Consider the following 22,173-nt stretch of genomic DNA (forward strand, 5'->3'; position numbering starts at 1 on the left):
TTATAAAAATAATGCAGCTGTTATTTTAATTTTTAAACTATTGGAAATTCTTACAAAAAAGGCTTTAAAGATGGTGGTCGCTACTGGACTCGAACCAGTGACCCCTACCATGTCAAGGTAGTACTCTAACCAGACTGAGCTAAGCGACCAATGAGCGGAGATTATAATTCGTTTATAGAAAATCACAAGCCCATTTCGTGATTTTCTGCCAACTTTAATAATTAAGCGCTAAGAGGCTCTTTTGCCAAGTTATTGATAACCTGATTAAGTGTGGCACTTGGGCGCATTATTTTTTCAATTTTCTGTGCATTCGGGTGATAATAACCACCAATGTCAACTGCAACACCTTGCGCGTCATTAAGTTCAGCAACAATCTTAGCTTCATTCTCTTGAAGCGCTGCTGCTACAGGTTTAAAGACATGCGCCAATTGCGCATCTTGTGTCTGCTTAGCCAAGCTTTCAGCCCAATACATCGCCAAATAGAAATGACTACCACGATTATCAAGCTCACCGACTTTACGTGATGGTGATTTATTCTTATCCAAGAACTTAGCATTTGCCTGATCTAGCGCATCGGCTAATACGCGCACTTTACCATCATTTGTTTTATTGGCTAAATCATCTAAAGAGGCAGCTAATGCAAGGAACTCGCCTAATGAATCCCAACGCAAATGATTCTCTGCTACTAATTGCTGTACATGCTTAGGGGCTGAACCGCCGGCACCCGTTTCATACAATCCACCTCCTGCTAGCAATGGCACAATCGATAACATCTTAGCACTAGTACCTAATTCCAATATTGGGAATAGATCCGTTAGATAATCACGCAATACATTACCTGTTGCTGAGATCACATCTTTACCTGCTTTGATCGCTTTAAGTGAAAAACGCGTTGCCTCGACAGGTGACATGATATGTATCTCAAGGTCATTGGTGTCGTGATTTTTAAGATATGTTTTTACCTTAGCAATCAAATTAGCATCATGCGCACGCTTATCATCTAGCCAGAACACAACAGGTATGTTGGTAATGCGCGCACGTGACACCGCTAACTTCACCCAGTCTTCAATCGCAACATCTTTGGTTTGACACATACGCCAGATATCACCCTTTTCAACATCATGAGCTAATAGCGTATTGCCATTAGCATCGATAACACTAACTTTACCATCAGCCGTGATTTCAAACGTCTTATCATGTGAGCCGTATTCTTCTGCTTTTTTTGCCATTAAACCGACATTGGCAACACTACCCATTGTTGTTGGATCAAAAGCGCCATGTTCTTTACAAAAATCAATTGTTTCTTGGTAAACACCAGCATATGAACGATCAGGAATCATCGCCTTGGTATCATGCAATTTGCCATCACGTCCCCACATCTTGCCAGAAGAGCGGATCATCGCTGGCATAGACGCATCAATAATGACATCATTTGGCACGTGCAAGTTGGTAATGCCTTTATCAGAATCCACCATCGCAAGCTCAACGCGCATCTTATAAACATTCTCAAGATCTTGTTTAATCGCAGCTTGCTCAGATTCTGGCAAGCTCTTAATCTTGGCATAAACATCGCCAATACCATTATTAGGATTCACACCAAGCTTGGCAAAAACATCTGCATATTTGTTAAAGACATCTTGGTAATAAATACTCACTGCATGTCCAAAAATAATTGGATCAGACACTTTCATCATTGTTGCTTTCATATGCAGTGACAACAATACATCATCTTTTTGCGCTAGATCAATTTGCTCAGCAAAAAATGACCTTAAGGCTTTAACCGACATTTTAGACGCATCAATCACCTCGCCCTTTAATAATGGGAAATCTAACTTAAGTGTTTCACTTTGTCCTGCTTTATCGGTAAATACAATTTTCACTTTGGTATCATCAGCGATAACAGTTGATACTTCGCTACCATAAAAATCATCACCTGACATATGTGCGACATGTGATTTAGAGCCTTTATCCCACGCACCCATTGAGTGCGGATGTTTTTTGGCATATTCTTTTACCGCCTTAGCTACACGGCGGTCTGAATTTCCTTCGCGCAATACCGGATTAACGGCACTGCCTAGCACTTTAGCATAACGCGCTTTTGTTTCTTTTTCTTCAGCTGTTTTGGCATCAACTGGATAATCAGGAATCGGATATCCTTGTGCTTGCAACTCAGCAATTGCCGCTTGCAATTGTGGGATTGATGCACTGATATTTGGCAGCTTGATGATGTTGGCATTTGGTGTTTTAGCTAATTCGCCTAAAATAGCTAACTCATCTTCATGACGCTGTTCTGTTGTTAATGACTCTGGGAAATGCGCAAGTATTCTTGCTGCAAGTGAGATATCTTTTGTTTCAACATCTATACCACAAGGCTTAGTAAACGCTTCAATAATCGGCAGTAATGAATAAGTTGCCAGCATTGGCGCTTCATCTGTATGGGTATAAATTAGCTTTGTTGAGCTCATGCTTATGTCCTCTTATATTGTGGATATCAATCAGTGATTGCTACATTAAATTCGCGCCTTATCATAACAAAATATATGCTTGACGCCTATCTTATGTTTGACGCAATTGAATATCTTGCTATAATCGCCATGGATTGTAGATATTAATTCTCTTTAAATTTTCGTTAAATCAATTACTCGATTAAGGATATAACAAACCATGGCTCGTCCAGGCATTTCTTACGAAGATATACTCGAAGCGATTACCAAGCTAGAAGCAGAAGGCATGACTCCTAGCATAAATAATGTTCGTGATACAGTTGGTCGCGGCAGCCCAACGACTATCAGTAAATTTTTAAAACAGTGGCGTGAAGAGCGTGCAACTGATCAAACAGCCGCACAACCGGCAACCATTCATAAGAACACAGAAGACACTATGCAACCTATCTCAGAAAACACCGCGACTGCAAAAATAAAAGCAGCAAAAACTCTTAAAGAAAAGCCTCAAGCAATAGTTAGCGACAAACCATCAGCTGTAACTGGCACAATGAAGGCACAAGACCCAATAATTCAAGCACTTCTTACGAGCTCTCACGCATTAAGCAGTGATATTCTTAGCAGCATGTCTGATGAGTGGAGCATGATTTTAAACGAAAGCAACCCTGAGCTTAAAGTGCGTAAGCTATATGCCGCTTTAGTTAAAGAGCAAACTCGTCGCGAATCAGCCGAGCAAGTTGCTAAAGAAGCGCGTATTTATGCAGAAACACTCAAAGAGCAAACAACTCAGCGTATTTCAGACTTGCGTGATGCTTTAGAAGGGCAAATTGCTTTCTTAAATGGACAAATTCGTCAATTGAAGCGCGAATCCGAGCAAACACTTGAGTACTATCGCAAACAGCTTGAAAAATCAAATAATGCATTAGCTGAGAAAAAGCGTTCATAAACTAACTTACGATCTCAATAAGCGTTTATCAAATCTAAAGTCTGTTAACTTAATCTTTTTAATCTTGGCAAAGTCTTGATGCAAGGGGTTAATAAGATAATTATACTCGTCAAATGGCATAATAATTGAAGGGACTTTCAGTACACAACTGGTTTTTTGCTTAAGCCAGTTATCACCAAGAGCGCGCAGATCATACACATGCATGCCACGAATATCGTTATTATCTAAACCAATGTCTGCTGCTGTTAACAAAGACACTGCAGCAATATCAGCTGAGATAATCACCTGCTCGATCGGTGCATTAGCTGGATCATAATGCACTAACGACTCTAAAATAGCTAAGGATTGTGACTCCGCCATATAGATAACCTGCTGACCACGGCTATGCCAACGACCTGAAGCAAAGAGCCCACCCAAACCATTTAAAGGCGGATCTGCAAATCGCTTTTGCGTAATACGCCAAGCAATCATCAGCTATATATCCCATAGGAAATGCGATAGAGCAAATTATCAATAATCTGACAACCCAAAGAATTCTTGAGAAGCTCAAGCGGCGTTCTTTCGCCTAACGCAAGGTTTTTTGTTGCAAGCCAATTATTAACCTTTTCCTTAGTACCAAATACTTCAAGCGCATGTGCATATACTTTTGCAATCAATATCAAACGATCAGATTCTTTTGCATCCAACATACCCATTTCTTTTCTACGCAAATAGGTTTTACGATTAATCGGAATAAGTGATGATACAATTTCTTCTGTTAAACCACTTGATTTGGCAAATCGCAAAATAGCTGCAGACTTAATACCTTGATTGATCTCTTCATATAAATCAGACTCTGCGTGTATATGTTTATTTTTAAAATTAGCGCGACCCAATAAATTATCTACTAGCTGCATAACCTAACTCCACAATGGAAATTTGTCCAAAATATTAGGACAACTTGCCAAAAAAATCCAGTCAATTATTCAAGGACATTCTGAAAACTCCCCAAAAAATTAACAATATGGATTTGCTAAGCTTACCATCCATGGTGATGGATTGCCTGCATCCTGCAGCAATGACGTCATTGTCGACAGGGAAGTCGGCAATCCAGTTTGCCAGGATGGAGACCTTTAAAACTTAACTATATAAGGGCTTAATAAAAAATAGGGAGTTTTCAGGACATTGGGTGTATATCATAGTAGAATGCGACCTTTATAAAAAACTTCGTAACTACCCAGCAGCTTGTTAATTGAACTGTGGAACTTTGCCATTAAAGACATCCGCAATGGTATCAATAATCTTCCAACCCTGTTTGCGAGCAGTCGATAATAATGTGCGAATACGCACAAACTTTTGAGCGCCAGTTTCACTACGAAAACAGCCTGATACCTTTTGTTTTACCTTCATCATGCGCAAGTCATTTTCAGCCTGATTATTAGTAAAAGGAACTTCTGAATCATAGATAAATCTAAGCACGTCATTCTTGTAATCACGCAATCGTAATAATAAGTTGTGCCCCGTTCGTCGTTTTTTCTTACCTCGTTTACCAGTGCTTGCTAAAGGCATCAAAATCTCATGGTATTTAAGACCATCAGCTACAATCCGATCATAAATTTTGCTGATTAAAGCCTGTTTATCAGGCAATAACACTGATTGATCAGATATATTCACCAAGTGACAGCTCTTCCTCAATAATCTCATCATACGTTTTGCCCAAATCTCGCCATCTTCAGCTAAAGATCGTAACTCACGCAAGTGATGAGCATTGCATAATGCATGACTTACACCTTCAAGTGTAAAATAGGATCTCCAATGATCATGAACCACCACACCTGTTAGACCAGTCAGTAGAGATTTACGCTTAGGACTCACGTGATAAAAAGTATAGTCCGCATTTGAACAAACATGTAACCATTGGGTTTTTGAGCATATGCGATAACCAGTTTCATCTAGATGTTTAACTGGAGCACTTTTTAGCTTATCAAACACCATTTGCTCGAACTCAATCAATTGATCAGCACATGTTTGACTAAACTCTGCAATACTGGCTTTTGCTACACTGACACCAAATAAATCCTCTAACAACTGCTGAACGCGTTGCTCAGGAATAAAGTGTTGATTTTGCAAATACGTCGTATAGCTTTTTAGGTTATTGCCATACTGCACTGGCGCATTAATACCTTCTGGAAAACTTGCCGTCGTATATTTCTGACAGTTCGGACAACACTTTTTCTCATGACAATATTCAATCACCTTAAGCTTTGGCATTTCAGGTAGATCATGTAACTGGCGTCTTACATAGCCTTGTGCTTTTGTGTCACTTAAATCGCTCTGGCAATGATCGCAACTCGTTACAGATTTAGTCACGACTTCATCTGGTTTAGCTTGCCAAAGATTGCTACCATTATGATCTTTTTGACCACCTGATTTCTTCTTGGTAGCCTTGGATTTAAGTTTACCTTTTTCGCTGACACTGTTATTTTTGTTAGGACGTGACAAACCATCGCTTGAAGGCGGTTTTGAGCTGTTACGACTATTCTTGGAAAGCCGCTTCTTAAGTTGCTCAATCTCCTCTTTTAATCGAGCATTTTCACGCTCAAGCGTGTCGATTCTAGCCAATAGCTCTTGAATCATTTTTTCTAGTTTCATATCCATCAATCAAATTACGCCATATTTATTTGCAAATGAAAACATCAAATCTGGAAAAATTGCCAAAAATTACTGTTTATCAAAATCTAACCTGCTGGGTAGTTACAAAACTTCTTATATTTATGTTATTACAACGTGTTAATCGCTTTTTAATGCCCAATCAAGATGGCAAACACATGACCGACTTCTTATCCGGTGTCACTGTCGCTTTAGCCCTAATCCCTGAGGCTGTCGCCTTTGCTCTAGTGGCGGGCGTCAACCCCACTGTTGGCTTATATGCAGCCTTTATTATGTGCTTTATGACGGCGGTTTTTGGTGGCAGACCAGGCATGATCTCAGGCGCCACCGGTTCAATGGCCGTCGTTATGGTTTCGATTATGCTGCTTTTCCCTAATGACCCTATTACAGGCATGAATTACTTATTTGCCACCGTTATTCTAACGGGTATCATTCAGATTGTTATAGGACTTCTGGGCTTTGGTAAGTTTATTCGTATGCTACCGAAGTCGGTTATGGTTGGCTTTGTTAATGGTCTTGCTATTGTCATTTTCTTATCACAATTACAACAGTTCAAATACACGCCAACTGGATTAGATCATAAAGTTTGGTTACAAGGCATTGACTTATATGTGATGATTGGACTTGTCGTACTTGCTATGCTCATTACACATTTCTTACCCAAATTCACCAAAGCAATCCCTTCTGCATTAACAGCTATTATCATTGTCACCGTAATTGCCCTGTTTATCCCACTACCAGGTAATCACATCTTAAACGTTGGTGATATGATCGGCACTGGCAAAGACATTGTGAGCCACGCCTTTAGTATTCCACATATTCCATTTACTTGGCATGCACTGACGATTATTGTGCCTTATGCACTTATTTTAGCCATTATTGGACTATCTGAATCGTTAATGACATTAACCTTGATTGATGAAATCACCAAAACACGTGGCCGTGGCAACAAAGAGTGTATTGCCCAAGGTGCTGGCAATATTATCTCGGGCTTTTTTAAAGCCATGGGCGGGTGCGCTATGATCGGTCAAAGCATGATCAACATCAGCTCCGGCGGGCGCGGACGCTTATCTGGCATTACAGCTGCTGTATTTTTATTGTTTTTTATCGTTGTCGCCATGCCACTGATTAAAATCATTCCATTAGCAGCCCTTGTCGGAGTGATGTTTATGGTCGTGATTGAAACCTTTGAGTGGGCAAGCTTTAAATTCATTCGCAAGATTCCTTTGCATGATGCATTTATCATTGTTGTCGTAACCGTTGTCACTGTAATGACAGACCTTGCAGTTGCTGTTATTGTTGGCGTGATCTTAGCGTCCCTTGTCTTTGCGTGGCAAACTGCCAAAAACATCTATGCTGAAACCAAAATCAATATTGATGGCAGTAAAGAATATATTCTGCATGGTCCTTTATTTTTCAGCTCAAGTACGCGCTTTAAAAGCCTCTTTGCCCCCGCGGATGATCCTACTGAAGTCATTATTGATTTCAAATACTCACGTGTTAGTGATCACTCCGCCATTGACGCCATTGCTTACGTTGCTGAATGTTATAGCAACCTTGGCAAAAAATTACACTTAAGACACTTAAGCCTGGAATGCAAAGAGCTATTAGGCAAAGCCGGGAATCTCGTTGAAGTCAATGTACTTGAGGATCCTGATTATCATGTTGCCACCGATAAACTTAGTTAGTTTCAGTTAATCATTATTCACCGTCATATTCTTTATTTTATTCTGATATAATTATTGGCAATTATTGTACTGAAGTACCAAGTCCATGCAAGACACTGAAAAAAAACGTATTATCATTGTTGACGACGATCTGATTATTCGCCAAGAATTAAAACATATTCTTGAACGTGAACAATACGACGTACAACACGCTGCTAATCCACCTGCAGCCGATGAAATTCTCACCTCTTTTGCTGCTGATTTGATGATTCTTGATTTAAATATGCCTGGATTTGAAAATGGCAAATACTATTGCCGCAGAATCTGTGAATCACTCAATATTCCCATCATTATCATTACTGCTTCTGATGATGAGATCGATGAAATTCTATCTTATGAACTTGGTGCCTTGCACTTTATGCATAAGCCGTTTAATACCCGCTTATTGATTGCCAAGATTCGCAATATTCTCTCGATTGCCTATAAGCCTAAAACACATACTGAGAAAAGTCTCTGGCGCATTGATAGCAAGACATTCACACTCTCACGCCATGATACTGAGCAAAGTATTAGCATTAATAAAAATGAATATCTCTTATTGAGTTATCTCAATGACAATCACAGTGAAGCAAAATCTCAACATGATATCGCGCAAGTGATTTATAACCGCCCGATTGCTGCCGATGATCGGATTATCTCAACCTTAATTTCGCGCTTGCGTCAAAAGCTTGAAAGCATTGCCAGTGATGATCTAATTGTTTCCATGCGTGGTATTGGTTATAGTTTAAAAAGCAACATCACGATTGATTAACCGATGATGAAGATTAGAAAAAACTCACCAAACTTGAAATCTAGATTACGTTTTAATTTACTTTTATTCATTGCCTTTATTATCAACATCGTACTGATTAGTTATTTCTACACCAATACGTATATTGATCACAATGAGGATCAACGCGTTGAAGCGATTAACTTAATTAATTTGATTACTGAAATCGATCACTTGAAACTGTCCACCAAAGAAGAAAAATATCTAAAAAGTATTATTCCGCGTTTTAGTAATAATCGTGTAGTGGTTACTATTGCAGATAAGCCACAAATCAGCTCTGATTATATCTATAGTCATGATCTCCAAATCAACTCGCAACAAGTGCATCACGCGCTTAGTAATATTCGTTTCTGGCGCAATAATATTATCTCGATTTACTCAAATGAGTTGAAAGAGTGGATTATTGTCTATTTACCTGCGATTAGTTTTCCGTGGTTTGCCACAGCATTTGTATTGCTACAATTACTGGTAATGCTTTATTTACTTATCTATCTGATTAATGGACGAAAGTTACTTCTGGCGATGAATAGGCTGTTTGAACTTGAGCAAAAACATCAACTAAACTTACCTGCCATTCGTGGTAACTTTTTCACACAATCAAGCTTACATCTCTTGCATAAATCCGCACAATATATCGATAGCTTAATCGCTAAGATCCAGACATTAAATGAAGTCAAAATGAAAACCATGGCAACCTTGGCGCATGATATCAGAACGCCGCTGACACGCATTGATCTTATGCTGTATCAAATCGAAGATGCAGGATTGAGAGAACGCATTTTTGAGCAAATTGACGATATCGATCTTATCTTAAAAAATACGATTGATTATGCGAAACAAAAGCATTTATCACACCCTAAAAGCACCATTGATTTATGCCAAATCGTTACTGACATTGTTCAGAATTATCAATCACATAATCCTAAGCGTATTCAAATTTCTGCCATTTATGATCGTTACTTTATTCATGGCTCACAAGTGGAGATGGAGCGCGCGCTGACAAATATCATTAATAATGCGTTAAAATATGGCAGCAAAGTCCGCGTGCGACTCACGCAATACAAAGACACGCTTACCATTGAAATCAGCGATGATGGACCAGGTGTGCCATCTGCACAATTAGACGATATTTTTTTGCCCTTTCAGCAAGGTGATAACTCCTCCTCTAAAGGCAATGGTCTTGGCTTATCTATCGCCAAAGACATCATCGAGAGCCACGGTGGGCGCATTGAGGCTAAAAATAATCAGCCTTGTGGGCTGTCAATTACGATTACTATTTAACGTCAGTGGAGCGTCAGTCGAAGCCACGCACCTCCCTTCGACTTCGCTCAGGGAACGGTGAGGATATTGCTTTAATCATAATACGTTGGCTGAGCGTCAGTCGAAGCCACACATTCCCTTCGATACAGCTCAGGGAACGGGTGGATATATAATTTAACTGTCTTTTAACGTCTTGATCGCTATTTGATAGTGATAAACAAAATTCTCAAGTTTTACATCTGCATATAGATCTTGCTGATTCTGATAGTTAATCTGCATAACTAGCTGACCATTCAAGTAAAACTGGCGCTGATTTTTATGTGACTGCATTGTAATATCAGTTGTTTGTAGCATCTCATGAATAACATTTGTTGACGCATAGGTAAAAATAAAATCAACCAGACTTTGCTTAACACCCATATCAGCATGTGGCATAGGCAAGCTGCTACTATTGATAGAAGCCCCATCATAAACAAGCGAGAAGATCGAGCCACCCCAACCTGCAGCAGCAACAATGACAATCTTTTGTTTTGATGCTTCCACTTCAACCTGTGCAACATAGGATTCTTTTTTGCCCTTGATGGTATATTGTGAGCTTAAAATTTGGGTCACATCAAAGTTTAGGTCAAGCTCAGTTGGCGTTGGCAATTTTAGCTTTTGTGATTTGAAAACCTCGAGCTGTGGCGTATTTACTGCACGAGTTTGCAATAGTGCGCAGGATGATAGCAATACACAACCTATTAGTAGTATTAAAACATGACGAAAATGAGTTAAATTTTTCATCAGTAAATACTCGCTTGACCTTGTGGGCGCGATTTATAGCGTCGATGCTGCCACAAATATTGATCAGGGAAATCCGTAATCGCTTTCTCTAAAATATGGTGATATCTTAGCGCATCTTGATAATCATCGCCTGAAGGGAAGTTATCAAGTGCGGGTAATACATAGATATCATAACCCGATAGATCCTCCTTACGCGTATAATAGCACGGCACAACTTTTGCAGCTGTTTTCTCTGCCAACCATGAGGTTGCTACCAAGGTCGCGCATTCTTTACCAAAGAAAGGCACAAAGATACTACGCTCTGCACCAAAGTCTTGATCGGGGGCATACCATACCGAGCCACCTTTTTTAAGTGCTTTGACAATCGATACGACATTTTTGCGCTGTAGGCATTGGCTAACATAGGCTTGACGCGATGTTGTCATTACCTGTTCAAACAAGGGATTCTTATGCTTTTGGTAAACAAGATAGAAGGGGCTGTAATGCTCACCAATAAAGCGCCCAATGACTTCCATACAAGTAAAGTGAGCCCCGAGCATTAAAGCCCCTTGCTTAGTATCATGATGCGCATCTTCAAAGTGTTGCATACCATGGCTATCAAACTTAATCTTATTAAAACGCTGTTTTGGCATAAACCAGGCAATCGCCGTTTCAACCCCTGAGATACCAATGGATTCAAAGCATTTTTTGCATAAATCTTCTAGCTCTTGTTCACTTTTATTCGGAAACGCAATCTTGAGGTTTGTTAATGTAATCTGTTTACGTCGCTTTAAAAATGGATAAGTCATGCGCCCAAGCAATGCGCCTATTTTCATCTGCCAACGAAAGGGTAGATAGACAAAGCCGCGCAAAAAAAGAAAGGCAAGTTGCAAACCCCAGTACTTTGGAGCATAAAAACGTAATTTTTGTGTCATTGATTACCTTTATGGTGGTTAGCTAAAAAAAGCGTGGTTTAGCAAAAGATGCGTTGCAATACTAGCAAAGTATCCCAATAAAATCACTAAGCTCCACTTCAAATGCCCTAAAAAAGTATACTGACCATGCGCTTTACCCATCACCGCAACACCAGCTGCAGAACCAATCGATAGCAAACTGCCACCAATGCCTGTGGTTAAGGTCACCAATAACCATTGCCCTTCGGTTAATGGCGGATGCATCGTTAGCACCCCAAACATCACAGGGATATTATCAACAATGGCTGAGAGTAGTCCGATTAAAATATTCGCTTGTGTGATATGATCAAAAACTTGCGGCATCGCACTTGGCACATCGTGATATAAGAAGTTAGATAGCACTTCCAGATAACCCAATGTTGCTAAACCTTGCACAGCAAGTAAGATACCAAAGAAAAATAATAAGGTATCCCATTCAATCATTTGAATTTTTTGAAATACATCAAAATGCTCACGGGCTTTTTTCTTTAAAAAGAAACCTAAAAACATCAAATAACCTAAACCTGTCATCATGCCTAATGCTGGCGGCAGATCTAACAGATTCTGAAAAAATACAGCAGTAATAACCGTTAAAACAAACATTACAATGACAATAATCGCGCCGGATTTGAGCCTAACCTCTACCAAATCATAGCTATGCTCATCACCTTTGGGCAGGAAAAAACTCATAATAGTTGCCGGAATAAGGAAACTCACCAATGCCGGAATAAATAAGGCAAAGAAATGCGTGAATGGTACAACCCCATCTTGCCACACCATCAAGGTGGTGATATCACCAAATGGACTAAAGACACCACCGGCATTAGCAGCAACGACGATATTAATACAGGCTAAACAAATAAACTTCGTCTGACCTTTGCCCACTGAAAGCACCACAGCACTTAGGATTAAGGCGGTTGTTAAATTATCAGCAAACGGTGAGATAAAAAATGCCAGAAGTCCAGTTAACCAAAAGATACCTCTAAAGCGCAATCCCATTTTAAGAAGGAGTTCTTTTAGTTTTTCAAAGACATTACGCTCTTCAAGCACATGAATATAGGTCATTGCTACCAGTAAAAACAATAACAGCTCACCATATTCCAATAAGCCTTTATTTAAACTTTGCTCAACGATCGCGCTTTTTCCATTGATCTTACCAATGATTGCTGTGAGCACCCAAATAATGCCTGCCGCTAGAATCACTGGTTTTGATTTCGCCAGATGAATAACATCTTCAAGCATCACCAAGATATAAGCAATAATAAAAACAGCTAATGCAATAAGTGCATATGGGCTTAATATCGCCTGCATCACTGTTGTTGATACTTCATTTGCATATAAAGCGCATGGCAGCATTAATATGAATAAATATAAACTTCTAATCATCTCTCCCCCACCCTTAAAACAAAAAAGGCCGCAATTGCGACCTTTAAAGTGTTTAAACTAACTAATCAATCAGATTAGAAGTAAACTGTAGCATCCAACATTACTGTATTGAATTTACCCACGCTAGTACCTGCTGATTTGCCAGACATGTAGTTATAAGAACCACCAATCCAAACAGTATCAACCACGTTATAACGCGTACCAACTTCAAACTGATATAAGTTGTTATCAGAATTTTGCGCTACTTGGCTGTATGATACATAAGGTACCATATCTTTGCCTGCTACTGGCATAGTGTAAGAAGAGTCTAAGCTCCATGCTTTAACAGTAGAGCCTGAATCAAAGTTAACCAACATATCAAGAGGTAACGCATTAAATCCAAACGCAGTATAACCTGTTGAATCATACATTCGACTATTAGCCCCACCCGTAGTGGCGCCTGCAAAACCTACCGAGGTTACGTTATTACTGCTAACACCAGAAGTTGTTACTAAGAACTCACCATTAACAGCAAGTCCTTGAACAGTAACACCTGCGTTAAAGTCTAAGGCACCAACCATTTTGTTATTAGCGCCCAAAGCGTCTTCTGAGAAACCAGTGGCATTCACATAACCAGCACCGGCATAGTAACCTAAGTTACCTGCTTTGCCATTATAAGAGGCATTTAACGCAAAGTTATTCAACTGCTGAGCACTTGAAGCTTGAGAGTTCATCATTGATTCACCCCTACCATTCATCAACGTAGCGACAACGTCTAAACCGTTAGATGAGAAACCAGCACCCACTTGACCACCATAAGCCATAAAATAAGCACGCGTTAATGTTGGCATAAAGTTAGTGACTGAATCAAACTTACCAAATTCAACAACTTTCTTACCACCAAACGCATAGAAAGGTGACTTAGCTAAATTACCAACAATAAAGTATGCGTTTGGTAATGTTACATTACTAGAAGCAGCATTTGTAACTTGCACATCAGCAAAACCAGTAACCCAATCACCAATTGTTGATGTAAATGCTAGATCAGCATAAGGCATTTTAACTTCGCTAGAGCTATTATTACGAGGATTAGTCGTTGGTGAGCCAGAGGTATTCTTATACTGTGCGTAAATCTCACCTTTACCACCAATATAGATAGCATTAGGCGCTAGATCGCCAGACTTACGCGCATTAAGGATATCTAAAACAGAGCCAGTTACTTGCTGGTTGTTTAGCACTTGTTGTGAATAGCTTGCATCTGTACGCACATTGACAATACCGCCGCCGTTTTGTACTTGATCATTCATTGAACCCGCTGCGAAAGCTGAAGCGCTTGCAGTTGCAGCAACCGCTGCTACGATCATCTTAAGTTTCATAGTTTCTCCTCAACTGTTTTAAAACTTACATTTTTATTAAAAAATGATTCCTTTTTTGTTGGCTTCTTTGCCATCGAAAGACTACACACCGACAAAGGTATCACTTTATTTTAAATTTTCAAGCAAATCATAGATTTTTTTATAAAAAATTACAAAGATTCAGCATTTTCTGCTAAATAAGCAGCAACACCTTGCGGTGATGCTTTCATACCCTTGTCACCTTCTTTCCAGCCAGCAGGACATACTTCACCGTGCTCTTCAAAGAATTGTAATGCTTGAACCATACGCACTAGCTCGTCCATATTACGACCTAATGGCAGATCATTAACGACTTGATGTCTAACCACACCGTCTTTGTCAATTAAGAATGTACCACGGAAAGCAACCCCTGCTTCAGGGTGCTCAACACCATAGGCTTTAACAATACTATGATTCATATCGGCAATCATCGTGTATTTAACCGCACCAATACCACCATCATTCACTGGGGTATTGCGCCATGCATTGTGTGTGAAATGTGAATCAATCGATACTGCGAATACTTCAACACCTAGCTTTTTAAGCTCATCAACACGCTTATCAAGTGCAATTAGCTCAGATGGACAAACAAACGTAAAATCAAGCGGGTAAAAAACAACCGCCGCGTACTTGCCATCGCGTGCTTTTTCAAAGCTTAACGCATCTACAATTTCACCATTTGCTAGCACTGCTGGTGCTGTGAACTCAGGCGCTTTGCGTCCTACTAATACCGTCATGATTATCTCCTTAGGGTTTATAATTTCATAAATTGACAACAATTTAGTGCGCAAAAGTTTGCTAAAGCCTGCTAATTATGTCAATAATGACACAGCAGAATTTAACAAATTTTGGAAATAATTTTATGATTTATATTCACCCCAAAACCCAAGCCTTAATTTTTGACTGTGATGGCACCATCGCCGATACAATGGTGATTCATAACGAGGCATGGCATACCATCGCTCAGCGCTATCGTTTCAATTTAAGTGCTGACGAGCTTGCTCATTATAATGGCATCCCTACTTTACAAATATTACAAATGTTAACAACCAGTGAAGATAAGAAGCGTTTTGACCTACACAAAATGGTGCATGAAAAAGAAAATCTTGCTGAGGAGAAGATGGATCGCGTGATTGCTATCCAACCGGTGCTTGATTTGATTAATCGTTATTATCAGAAACTGCCGATGGTAGTCATCTCTGGCGGCATGCGTCGAAATGTGGTCAAAACACTGAAAGCACTTGATATTGCTAGTCACTTTGAGTTTATCATCACCGCTGATGATGATCACCCGACTAAGGACACCCCTGAAGCTTTTACTTTAATTGCTGACAGACTGGGTGTTGATCATGATAAATGTCATGTCTTTGAGGATGGCAAACCAGGACTTATCAATGCGGTTAAAGCCAATATGATGGTAACTGATATCAGAACGTTTTACCCTTAGCAACACTAACAAATGCAACTAAAGCAATAACACATACATAAGCAACCACATAAGCAATATTTGCCAAGTCGATCGCTAAGCATTGCGCAACCAACGGTGCCGTACCGCCAAATATGGCAACGGATATACTCCACGCGACACCCATGCCGGTATAGCGAATATTAACTGGAAAAATATCGACCAAATAGCGAAACATGCTACCAGTAACTAAGATATTGCTTAGCGCGTATAGCGCTTGCGCGCACAGCGCCAAATATATACTTGAGAACCCTGATAAGTAGAACAAAGCAGGCACGGTGATGACACTACTTAGAAACCCTGATTTCAACATTTTTTGTGTACCAAATTTATCTGCCAACAATGCCGCTATTGGTGTCAACACTGTCACAGTCGCTACACCAAAAGTTGCAGCCCAGTGCGCGTTTTCACTGGTTAAAAACCCTCGCTGAATGACAAAAGATACCCACCATAAATTACAAATATAGATATATACGCCAACAAATGCCGCGATAAAAAAGCATTGTATCAGCTGATTTGTATACCCTTTAAATGCTTTGATGCCATTAAAGAATGCTTTATTTACTCTAATGCTTTCAAACTCTGGGCTCTCGCTCGTGCTTATCCGAAAATAAAGACCAATTAAACAGCCAACAAAACCCAAATAAAATGGCACACGCCAAAACCACTCCGGCATCATCGCCAATGAAACGATTGATGCCATTGCCGCCCCCAACATCATACCCAAGGCGGCAGCAAAGCTCACCCAACTCACCGCAAGATTTTTAAAGCCACCATGGTAATGCTCGGCGACAAAAATCGCAGCCCCTGTAAACTCACCTGACACTGAAATGCCTTGGATAATCCGCAAGAAAAGTAACATCAACGGTGCGGCAACACCAATACTTTGATAACTTGGTAAAAGCCCAATAGATAAAGTCGCCATTCCCATCAAAATAAGACTTAAAGACAAGGCTTTTTTGCGCCCGAATTTATCGCCGATGATGCCAAAAATAATTGAGCCAAAAGGTCGCGCTAAATAGCTTGCGGCAAAGATACACAAACTGAATAACATTGCATAAGGACTATCTTCAGGAAAGAATAAATGCGCAAATTTAAACGCTAAATAGCCATAAAAGCTAAACTCTGCCCATTCGACAAATGTCCCAATCGCCGATGCGATAATGACTTTATTTTTTGATTGCATAACAATAACCCTCGCCCTTTAAACGCAAGGATTATGCCGTGAGTTAGAGAAAAAGAAAAGATAAGAACAAATCAGAAAAGAAATTAGTGACTGACTATGATGGCTATATTACTTTCTGGAATGGTAATTTTAGCACAGCCTGCTTCAGTTCCTTTGGTAACTTTGCCATTACTACTTTGATTAAAGGTTAAGGAGCACGTTTGCTGTCCTTGTAACTCATTAGGCAATGTCACCGTTGCTGTTTTATCAACACCGCCATATTTAAAAGAGAAGTTATTACCTGTTAATGTTGGCTCAATGGTATAACTTGCAATTTTATTATCATGATCATTGGTGTTATAGAAATGCTCCCCATCTGCCGCAGTAATTGTTGCTTTTTGCCCCGCAGCTTCATCAGCACCCGTGTTAAATGTCCATACGGTACCACTATCGCCACTATGACCACCGTTGCCGCCACCGCTTGGATAGCTTACCATGCTAATGCCTGAAGGCGCTGCATTATAAACATAGGTTTGACCATTGCTTGCCGCAGACGCCAATGGTAATAAATTATTAACGTCAGTTGGCGCCACCGCAGGTGTAATACTCGGATCAATATTATAGTAACGTGTAAGCGTGCTAATACTGCCCTGTGCTTTGACATTCCTATTTTGCGGTGTCACTTGTGTATTGCTTGTTGCATTATATAACACATACGGCGAGCTATAAGTCACTGCACTATCGGTTGTATTAAAACTTGGTGAGCTACCATTTTTAATCGTTGCCCAAGCGGATGGGGTACAACTTGGTTCACTGGCACTTGCCACATCAAAACCAACAGTATATACCGCACATCCCTCTGGTGGACATGTTAATAATTCAGAGGTTACGGGTGTACCTGATTCAGCATAACAAGCTGTGGTTAATATATCTTTAATCGCATCGGGGTTACTAAATGTTAAATAATCTACTAAGGCATCAATATTTGTTGTGTTGTAGTTTGACTTATCACACGTTGCAAATGGCGGTGTGATCGGATTAGCCAATGTTGAGCTTGCAGCATATTGGATCATATTGAAGTACAAGATGCCTGAGCTTGAATCATAATAAAAACCTTCCGTTAAATCTGCTGATGTTGATGGTGTCAGGTTATAATTTGCAGTCATTGCTTTAGCAAATTGTTTGTTTAATTCCTTATAACCATCTGCCTGCCCGCTATTATAGGCTAACACCTTACCCCACGGGCTTGATAATCCTCCTGCCGTTTTTTTACAGGCATGATAAGCGCTATCTGGTTTGTCAATTGAGTTTGGACATGAATCACCTGTGGCGGTTAACCCATAACCACTCCAGTAGGGTGACTTAGTCAAATAGGTTACCAAAGAATTCCATTGCCTTGGGACTTTGTAAATTTCAATATTGCTTGCGTTTTTGCCAACACAAATACCAACTCTATTAATAAAAGTGCTATGCACAGGCGCATCGGAATAACTAAAAATCAATTTATTGCTTGGGCTATCTGCCTGATCACTTTGCATTTGCTGTTTTAACTGACTATCAAAGGTATAACCCATATTATTCATTACCATTGCTTCAAACATATAGTTTTTGCCACCTCGCCCTGTGTAACTTGCCTGAGAAGGGTTTGCCTGATATGCCATATCACGTGTAATCGTCAATGGGTAAATTGTCGTTGGATTTACCTTTCTATCTGCAGCGTTATACGCCACATTAATACTGGCATATTGATGCGGTGACATAAGTGCGCTGGCTGTGGCATTGTTACGCCCTCTTGAGTGCGGTTCATCGACGGTATAATCTGTTGAGAAGTACTCTAAATTATTCAACGAAATGGGATAATGATTAAGCCCTGCATTACTACAACTAGATGGCATTTTACTCGAGCATACCTTATAACCTGATAAACTGGCATCCTTGTCAATTTCGACAGTTTGTTTATCACCGTCATCAAGCCCATTACTTAGATTAGAAATCTCGGTAAACACTTGATGCTGGAAGTTAACGTTATCCCATAGATTATTTTTGGCATATTGCGTTGGTGGTACTGATTGCGCATTGCCCTTAAGCCAAGAAAATGCGACATCACCATTATAACCATAATGACTATTACCGCCTGGCTTATAATTATTGCCCCCTGTCGGCGCCGATAACTGCCCTGTTTTATCAAAATTCATCATCCTGTGTGCATCGATTTTTGTCACAAGATATCTACTTTCACTGGTGCTATACGACTCTGTGCTATTATCATAAAGTGCAGAATTGGTTGGATCTGCGCGAAAGTTCACAAAGCGATTATTCTCCATACGTGCCGGACCATCGTAAAAAGTATATCCTTGGAAGTTGTAATTTAAATAAATATCTCCCGCTGCTGTTTGCATATTCGTACTTGCTTTAGACTTAGAAATATCATTTGGATTGACAGGCACACATTGCCCAATTTCATTTTCTATGGCTACAGGCAATGCATCCGTTGCCGTAAGCTCTGATGTGCCATCACTATATAATTTATAATACTCCTCACAATCAATATAGCGCCCTACATTATTGTTAGTAACTCCAGCGAATACCGAATTATTAACTAAGCCATAGAAGCCCAAAAGATTACCTTCAGGTCCGCCACCACCAAGTAAGGTCATACCTTGCTTTAGCATACTAAAACGACTGTTGTTAACTGCGACAAAAACACCACGATACCAAAAGGCTTTTTGTTGGATTTGTGTCAGTGTCAAACTATCAAAAATTACTAATGGTGCATTAGCATTTGGATTAACTTCTGAGCCAACAGGGACAGGCTTAGGTGGCGCCCCCATTGTGGTGGTCGTCTTCATCACAAAAAAGTTCGTGCCCGCCATCACACCATCATAACATGCATGCCCGCGATTGCCTGTAAACACAGGATACAGATCCGCCTCTGGGGTGCTTCCCACTTCGCCCATTGAATTAACATCTTGTCTTACAAACCAATAGGCAGCCCCTTGGATTTGACAGCCCGCTACTGAGTTATTAACAAATAAATTCGGCAGATTGCTATTTGTCGCACTTTGTCGACCAAAAGTAGTGATCCAAAAGCCGCTTGGTGCAAAAGAATCGACGAAATTGCCCGTATTAGCGCCTGAGTTGGAAGTATCTGGAATGCCTGAAGGGTTGTAATTAATCTCACCTGTTGCAACAAGATAATCACCATCCCAAAAAGTGTTCTTACCAATCGGGTTATTATTAACATCAACAACATTCTTGCTTGTTATGTCATATTTCAATGCTGCTGCCATTGCCCCTTGCACGAGATTTCTCACATATTGATTATCCGCAATATTGTGACCATCCTCTAGATAAAAAGCCTGCCCAATCGTGCGCACACAACTATTATTATAAAATTTCACTCCCATCGTATCATGCGTCACAAAGCATTTATTAAAGCTGTGATGAACACTAACATCCTGCACCAAGAGTTGACTATCCTCGCTTAAGCTATCCGCATTCAAACGATGGAAATGCACAGGATAACGTCCCACTAGAGGCTGACCAAATTTCTCAAGCTCAACACCAACAAGCTGAACCGTTACATCTGGCGCACTATCTGCTGCTTGTGTTGTCCCATGTGCATGATCTTGATGATCTGACATTGAGTGATTCATCACGGCAATATGCCCACCAAAGTAAGTGTCATCTAAATGGGTAATTGGAGATGATGAAGTGACACCTGCCGTTGAAGTAAGTTTAATATTACGACTTAATAATGCAACCTCTGCGCGCTCATCAATACCAAAGTTACGCGTAGCATCATCATACATACTATAGGCCTGCCCTTTTTTGGCATTATATTGTCCTTTGTAAGATGGTGTATCTACACTAAAAAAACCCGGCGTTGGCGGTAATGAACCAAAGTGATAATGCTTCAAGGGCGTATCATTGCTAATACTTGGACATTGAGATTTAAACGAAGGCGACCCAGCCAACACAACGACTGAGACATTGGGATAGTTTGAACTTCCAGAAACATTGCCATATTCCATGTATCTAGATTCACTTTGTGCATTGCTATCTGGATTTTGCATATCATAAATCGCACAAATTTGCACAATTTCAGTTTCATGTGACACGAAACTTGTTGTTGAGATACTAATCCAATCACCACTTTGCCAATCTGTACCATCTCCAGGTGTGACACGTTTTGCAAGTGCAATAATATAGGGCATATCTGCTAACGTTGGCGTTGGAATACTCGCACCACTGCCGGTGCTTATATTCTTTAAAGCACCATAATTGGTTAAACTGACAGGCGCTTGAACCCACATAGCTGCATCATAAAAGCTAGGACCCGCCGGATAGGTTAGATATGTCCAACTATTAGAGCCTATCACATTGTTAAAATAAGGAAACTGATTAATATCACCGCTGATTATACTACCACCTGCCGTCGAACTCAGCGTTTGCCCATCGACAGTACCACTTGTATGGTTAATCGTATGTATATAACTGCCATCTGCTCTCTTAGTTAAGCCTTTAGCGCCATAAAATAATAACTGCCCGCCAGAGCTCACCGTAATATCACGCGCATTTTGAGTTGCTATGGTATTCTTAGCGATTTCACTGCATTGAGCTTGATCACCTTGGCATAGCGGCATAGGAGCTGCTGCTGCACTTGCTGTGCCTGTCATCGTAATGGTTACTTTATTGGTTGATTTAATTGGGTCCGTTGGTGAGCCTATTTGAAATATACCACCATCAACCCAAAAAGATTGTGCTACGATATTGATTGGCGCAGGTGTTGCACTATTCACCACACAAAGCGTACTTGTTGCGGGGATTTTCACTGGCAACAAAGGTGCCGCCAATGAGCCTGTATCTTGTGTTATTTTATAGGTTGACCCCGCGCTTAATGCGCAAATACCTGAGGCACTGTTACAAAACGTTGATAACTCAACTGCCGTAGTTAAATCACTGCAGTGATCATCAGCATAAGCGTTAAAGATAGTCATTGTCAGCGCCAAACCTAGCAATTTTTTTATTTTCATCATTACTCTCCATGCAAAATGAGTTAACAATGAGTTAAGCAGATCGTCATAAAAATACCTATAGCAAATGGATGATTTTTGATGCGCCAATATCTTAACTTTCATAAAAAGATCGCTTTACATCAGCTGTGAAAAAGATTAATTTAACTGCTTCGCATGTATGGTTGCTATACATGTTTTATCCTTATAGCGAAACTAAATAATTAAATAATGGGGCAAAATACCATGAGTAAAGATTTGG

16 protein-coding genes and 1 tRNA gene are annotated in these 22,173 nt (G+C 40.0%); 5 read left to right on the forward strand and 12 right to left on the reverse strand.

What is annotated here, in order from left to right; translation table 11 throughout:
• Positions 1–71 precede the first annotated feature (71 nt).
• Together NYP54_RS05630 and NYP54_RS05635 are read right to left on the reverse strand one after the other, a co-directional pair.
• Positions 72–149: transfer RNA gene (locus NYP54_RS05630), tRNA-Val, on the reverse strand.
• 72 nt (positions 150–221) lie between these two features.
• On the reverse strand, positions 222–2,465 hold the full coding sequence (locus NYP54_RS05635; protein WP_283155710.1) for an NADP-dependent isocitrate dehydrogenase: 2,244 nt from the start codon (positions 2,463–2,465) through the stop codon (positions 222–224).
• A gap of 199 nt (positions 2,466–2,664) precedes the next feature.
• Between NYP54_RS05635 and NYP54_RS05640 the strand changes: the two genes are divergently transcribed.
• Positions 2,665–3,387 (forward strand): DNA-binding protein, encoded by a 723-nt coding sequence (locus tag NYP54_RS05640; protein ID WP_283155711.1) that lies wholly within the window; start codon positions 2,665–2,667, stop codon positions 3,385–3,387.
• Positions 3,388–3,393: 6 nt separating this feature from the next.
• On the opposite strand, the gene NYP54_RS05645 is transcribed toward NYP54_RS05640, so the two are convergent.
• The 3 genes from NYP54_RS05645 to NYP54_RS05655 form a co-directional block, all read right to left on the reverse strand.
• On the reverse strand, positions 3,394–3,858 hold the full coding sequence (locus tag NYP54_RS05645; protein WP_283155712.1) for an RES family NAD+ phosphorylase: 465 nt from the start codon (positions 3,856–3,858) through the stop codon (positions 3,394–3,396).
• A complete protein-coding gene (locus NYP54_RS05650; RefSeq protein ID WP_283155713.1) occupies positions 3,858–4,283 on the reverse strand; it encodes an antitoxin Xre/MbcA/ParS toxin-binding domain-containing protein in 426 nt (141 codons plus the stop codon). The genes NYP54_RS05645 and NYP54_RS05650 overlap by 1 nt, the downstream gene beginning before the upstream one ends.
• Before the next feature lie 331 nt (positions 4,284–4,614).
• Positions 4,615–6,024 (reverse strand): IS66 family transposase, encoded by a 1,410-nt coding sequence (locus NYP54_RS05655; RefSeq protein ID WP_283155714.1) that lies wholly within the window; start codon positions 6,022–6,024, stop codon positions 4,615–4,617.
• A 146-nt stretch (positions 6,025–6,170) separates the two neighbouring features.
• Between NYP54_RS05655 and NYP54_RS05660 the strand changes: the two genes are divergently transcribed.
• The 3 genes from NYP54_RS05660 (at position 6,171) to NYP54_RS05670 (ending at position 9,813) form a co-directional block, all read left to right on the forward strand.
• Positions 6,171–7,724, forward strand: a complete 1,554-nt coding sequence (locus tag NYP54_RS05660) for a SulP family inorganic anion transporter (protein WP_283157521.1) — start codon at positions 6,171–6,173, stop codon at positions 7,722–7,724.
• Positions 7,725–7,809: 85 nt separating this feature from the next.
• On the forward strand, positions 7,810–8,514 hold the full coding sequence (locus NYP54_RS05665) for a response regulator transcription factor (protein WP_283155715.1): 705 nt from the start codon (positions 7,810–7,812) through the stop codon (positions 8,512–8,514).
• Positions 8,515–8,520: 6 nt separating this feature from the next.
• The gene (locus NYP54_RS05670; protein ID WP_283155716.1) at positions 8,521–9,813 is read left to right on the forward strand and encodes a HAMP domain-containing sensor histidine kinase; all 1,293 of its coding nucleotides are present in this window, start codon (positions 8,521–8,523) and stop codon (positions 9,811–9,813) included.
• 153 nt (positions 9,814–9,966) lie between these two features.
• Here the strand turns inward: NYP54_RS05670 and NYP54_RS05675 are convergent, their stop codons facing one another.
• The 5 genes from NYP54_RS05675 to NYP54_RS05695 all read right to left on the reverse strand — a co-directional run bounded on the left by NYP54_RS05675 (position 9,967) and on the right by NYP54_RS05695 (position 15,003).
• Positions 9,967–10,575, reverse strand: a complete 609-nt coding sequence (locus tag NYP54_RS05675) for a DUF3261 domain-containing protein (protein WP_283155717.1) — start codon at positions 10,573–10,575, stop codon at positions 9,967–9,969.
• Positions 10,575–11,489 (reverse strand): LPS biosynthesis protein, encoded by a 915-nt coding sequence (locus NYP54_RS05680; RefSeq protein ID WP_283155718.1) that lies wholly within the window; start codon positions 11,487–11,489, stop codon positions 10,575–10,577. Before NYP54_RS05680 ends, NYP54_RS05675 begins: the two co-directional genes overlap by 1 nt.
• An 18-nt stretch (positions 11,490–11,507) precedes the next feature.
• Positions 11,508–12,893, reverse strand: coding sequence for a sodium:proton antiporter NhaD (gene nhaD, locus NYP54_RS05685; RefSeq protein WP_283155719.1), 1,386 nt, complete (start codon positions 12,891–12,893; stop codon positions 11,508–11,510).
• A gap of 74 nt (positions 12,894–12,967) precedes the next feature.
• Positions 12,968–14,248 carry an LbtU family siderophore porin gene (locus tag NYP54_RS05690; protein WP_283155720.1) on the reverse strand — a complete coding sequence of 427 codons (1,281 nt, stop codon included), beginning with the start codon at positions 14,246–14,248 and terminating at the stop codon, positions 12,968–12,970.
• Between the two features lie 149 nt (positions 14,249–14,397).
• Positions 14,398–15,003: a peroxiredoxin gene (locus NYP54_RS05695; RefSeq protein WP_283155721.1), complete on the reverse strand. Its 606-nt coding sequence runs from the start codon at positions 15,001–15,003 to the stop codon at positions 14,398–14,400.
• Positions 15,004–15,080: 77 nt separating this feature from the next.
• Between NYP54_RS05695 and NYP54_RS05700 the strand changes: the two genes are divergently transcribed.
• Positions 15,081–15,713, forward strand: a complete 633-nt coding sequence (locus NYP54_RS05700; RefSeq protein ID WP_283155722.1) for an HAD family hydrolase — start codon at positions 15,081–15,083, stop codon at positions 15,711–15,713.
• Here NYP54_RS05700 and NYP54_RS05705 read toward each other — a convergent pair.
• Both NYP54_RS05705 and NYP54_RS05710 read right to left on the reverse strand, forming a co-directional pair.
• On the reverse strand, positions 15,694–16,917 hold the full coding sequence (locus tag NYP54_RS05705; protein WP_283155723.1) for an MFS transporter: 1,224 nt from the start codon (positions 16,915–16,917) through the stop codon (positions 15,694–15,696). The two genes, NYP54_RS05700 and NYP54_RS05705, sit on opposite strands and share 20 nt — an antisense overlap.
• An 83-nt stretch (positions 16,918–17,000) precedes the next feature.
• The gene (locus tag NYP54_RS05710) at positions 17,001–21,932 is read right to left on the reverse strand and encodes a G8 domain-containing protein (RefSeq protein ID WP_283155724.1); all 4,932 of its coding nucleotides are present in this window, start codon (positions 21,930–21,932) and stop codon (positions 17,001–17,003) included.
• Positions 21,933–22,173 lie beyond the last annotated feature (241 nt).

This window comes from Cysteiniphilum sp. QT6929, from assembly GCF_030035755.1.
In the GTDB taxonomy this organism is placed as follows: Bacteria; Pseudomonadota; Gammaproteobacteria; order Francisellales; family Francisellaceae; genus Caedibacter; species Caedibacter litoralis.

What these genes read in the sequence shown, in the direction of transcription:
- NYP54_RS05635 (WP_283155710.1), bottom strand. Translation starts at nt 2,465, where the DNA reads ATGAGCTCAACAAAGCTAATTTATACCCATACAGATGAAGCGCCAATG.
- NYP54_RS05640 (WP_283155711.1), top strand. Translation starts at nt 2,665, where the DNA reads ATGGCTCGTCCAGGCATTTCTTACGAAGATATACTCGAAGCGATTACC.
- NYP54_RS05645 (WP_283155712.1), bottom strand. Translation starts at nt 3,858, where the DNA reads ATGATTGCTTGGCGTATTACGCAAAAGCGATTTGCAGATCCGCCTTTA.
- NYP54_RS05650 (WP_283155713.1), bottom strand. Translation starts at nt 4,283, where the DNA reads ATGCAGCTAGTAGATAATTTATTGGGTCGCGCTAATTTTAAAAATAAA.
- NYP54_RS05655 (WP_283155714.1), bottom strand. Translation starts at nt 6,024, where the DNA reads ATGGATATGAAACTAGAAAAAATGATTCAAGAGCTATTGGCTAGAATC.
- NYP54_RS05660 (WP_283157521.1), top strand. Translation starts at nt 6,171, where the DNA reads ATGCCCAATCAAGATGGCAAACACATGACCGACTTCTTATCCGGTGTC.
- NYP54_RS05665 (WP_283155715.1), top strand. Translation starts at nt 7,810, where the DNA reads ATGCAAGACACTGAAAAAAAACGTATTATCATTGTTGACGACGATCTG.
- NYP54_RS05670 (WP_283155716.1), top strand. Translation starts at nt 8,521, where the DNA reads ATGAAGATTAGAAAAAACTCACCAAACTTGAAATCTAGATTACGTTTT.
- NYP54_RS05675 (WP_283155717.1), bottom strand. Translation starts at nt 10,575, where the DNA reads ATGAAAAATTTAACTCATTTTCGTCATGTTTTAATACTACTAATAGGT.
- NYP54_RS05680 (WP_283155718.1), bottom strand. Translation starts at nt 11,489, where the DNA reads ATGACACAAAAATTACGTTTTTATGCTCCAAAGTACTGGGGTTTGCAA.
- nhaD (WP_283155719.1), bottom strand. Translation starts at nt 12,893, where the DNA reads ATGATTAGAAGTTTATATTTATTCATATTAATGCTGCCATGCGCTTTA.
- NYP54_RS05690 (WP_283155720.1), bottom strand. Translation starts at nt 14,248, where the DNA reads ATGAAACTTAAGATGATCGTAGCAGCGGTTGCTGCAACTGCAAGCGCT.
- NYP54_RS05695 (WP_283155721.1), bottom strand. Translation starts at nt 15,003, where the DNA reads ATGACGGTATTAGTAGGACGCAAAGCGCCTGAGTTCACAGCACCAGCA.
- NYP54_RS05700 (WP_283155722.1), top strand. Translation starts at nt 15,081, where the DNA reads ATGTCAATAATGACACAGCAGAATTTAACAAATTTTGGAAATAATTTT.
- NYP54_RS05705 (WP_283155723.1), bottom strand. Translation starts at nt 16,917, where the DNA reads ATGCAATCAAAAAATAAAGTCATTATCGCATCGGCGATTGGGACATTT.
- NYP54_RS05710 (WP_283155724.1), bottom strand. Translation starts at nt 21,932, where the DNA reads ATGAAAATAAAAAAATTGCTAGGTTTGGCGCTGACAATGACTATCTTT.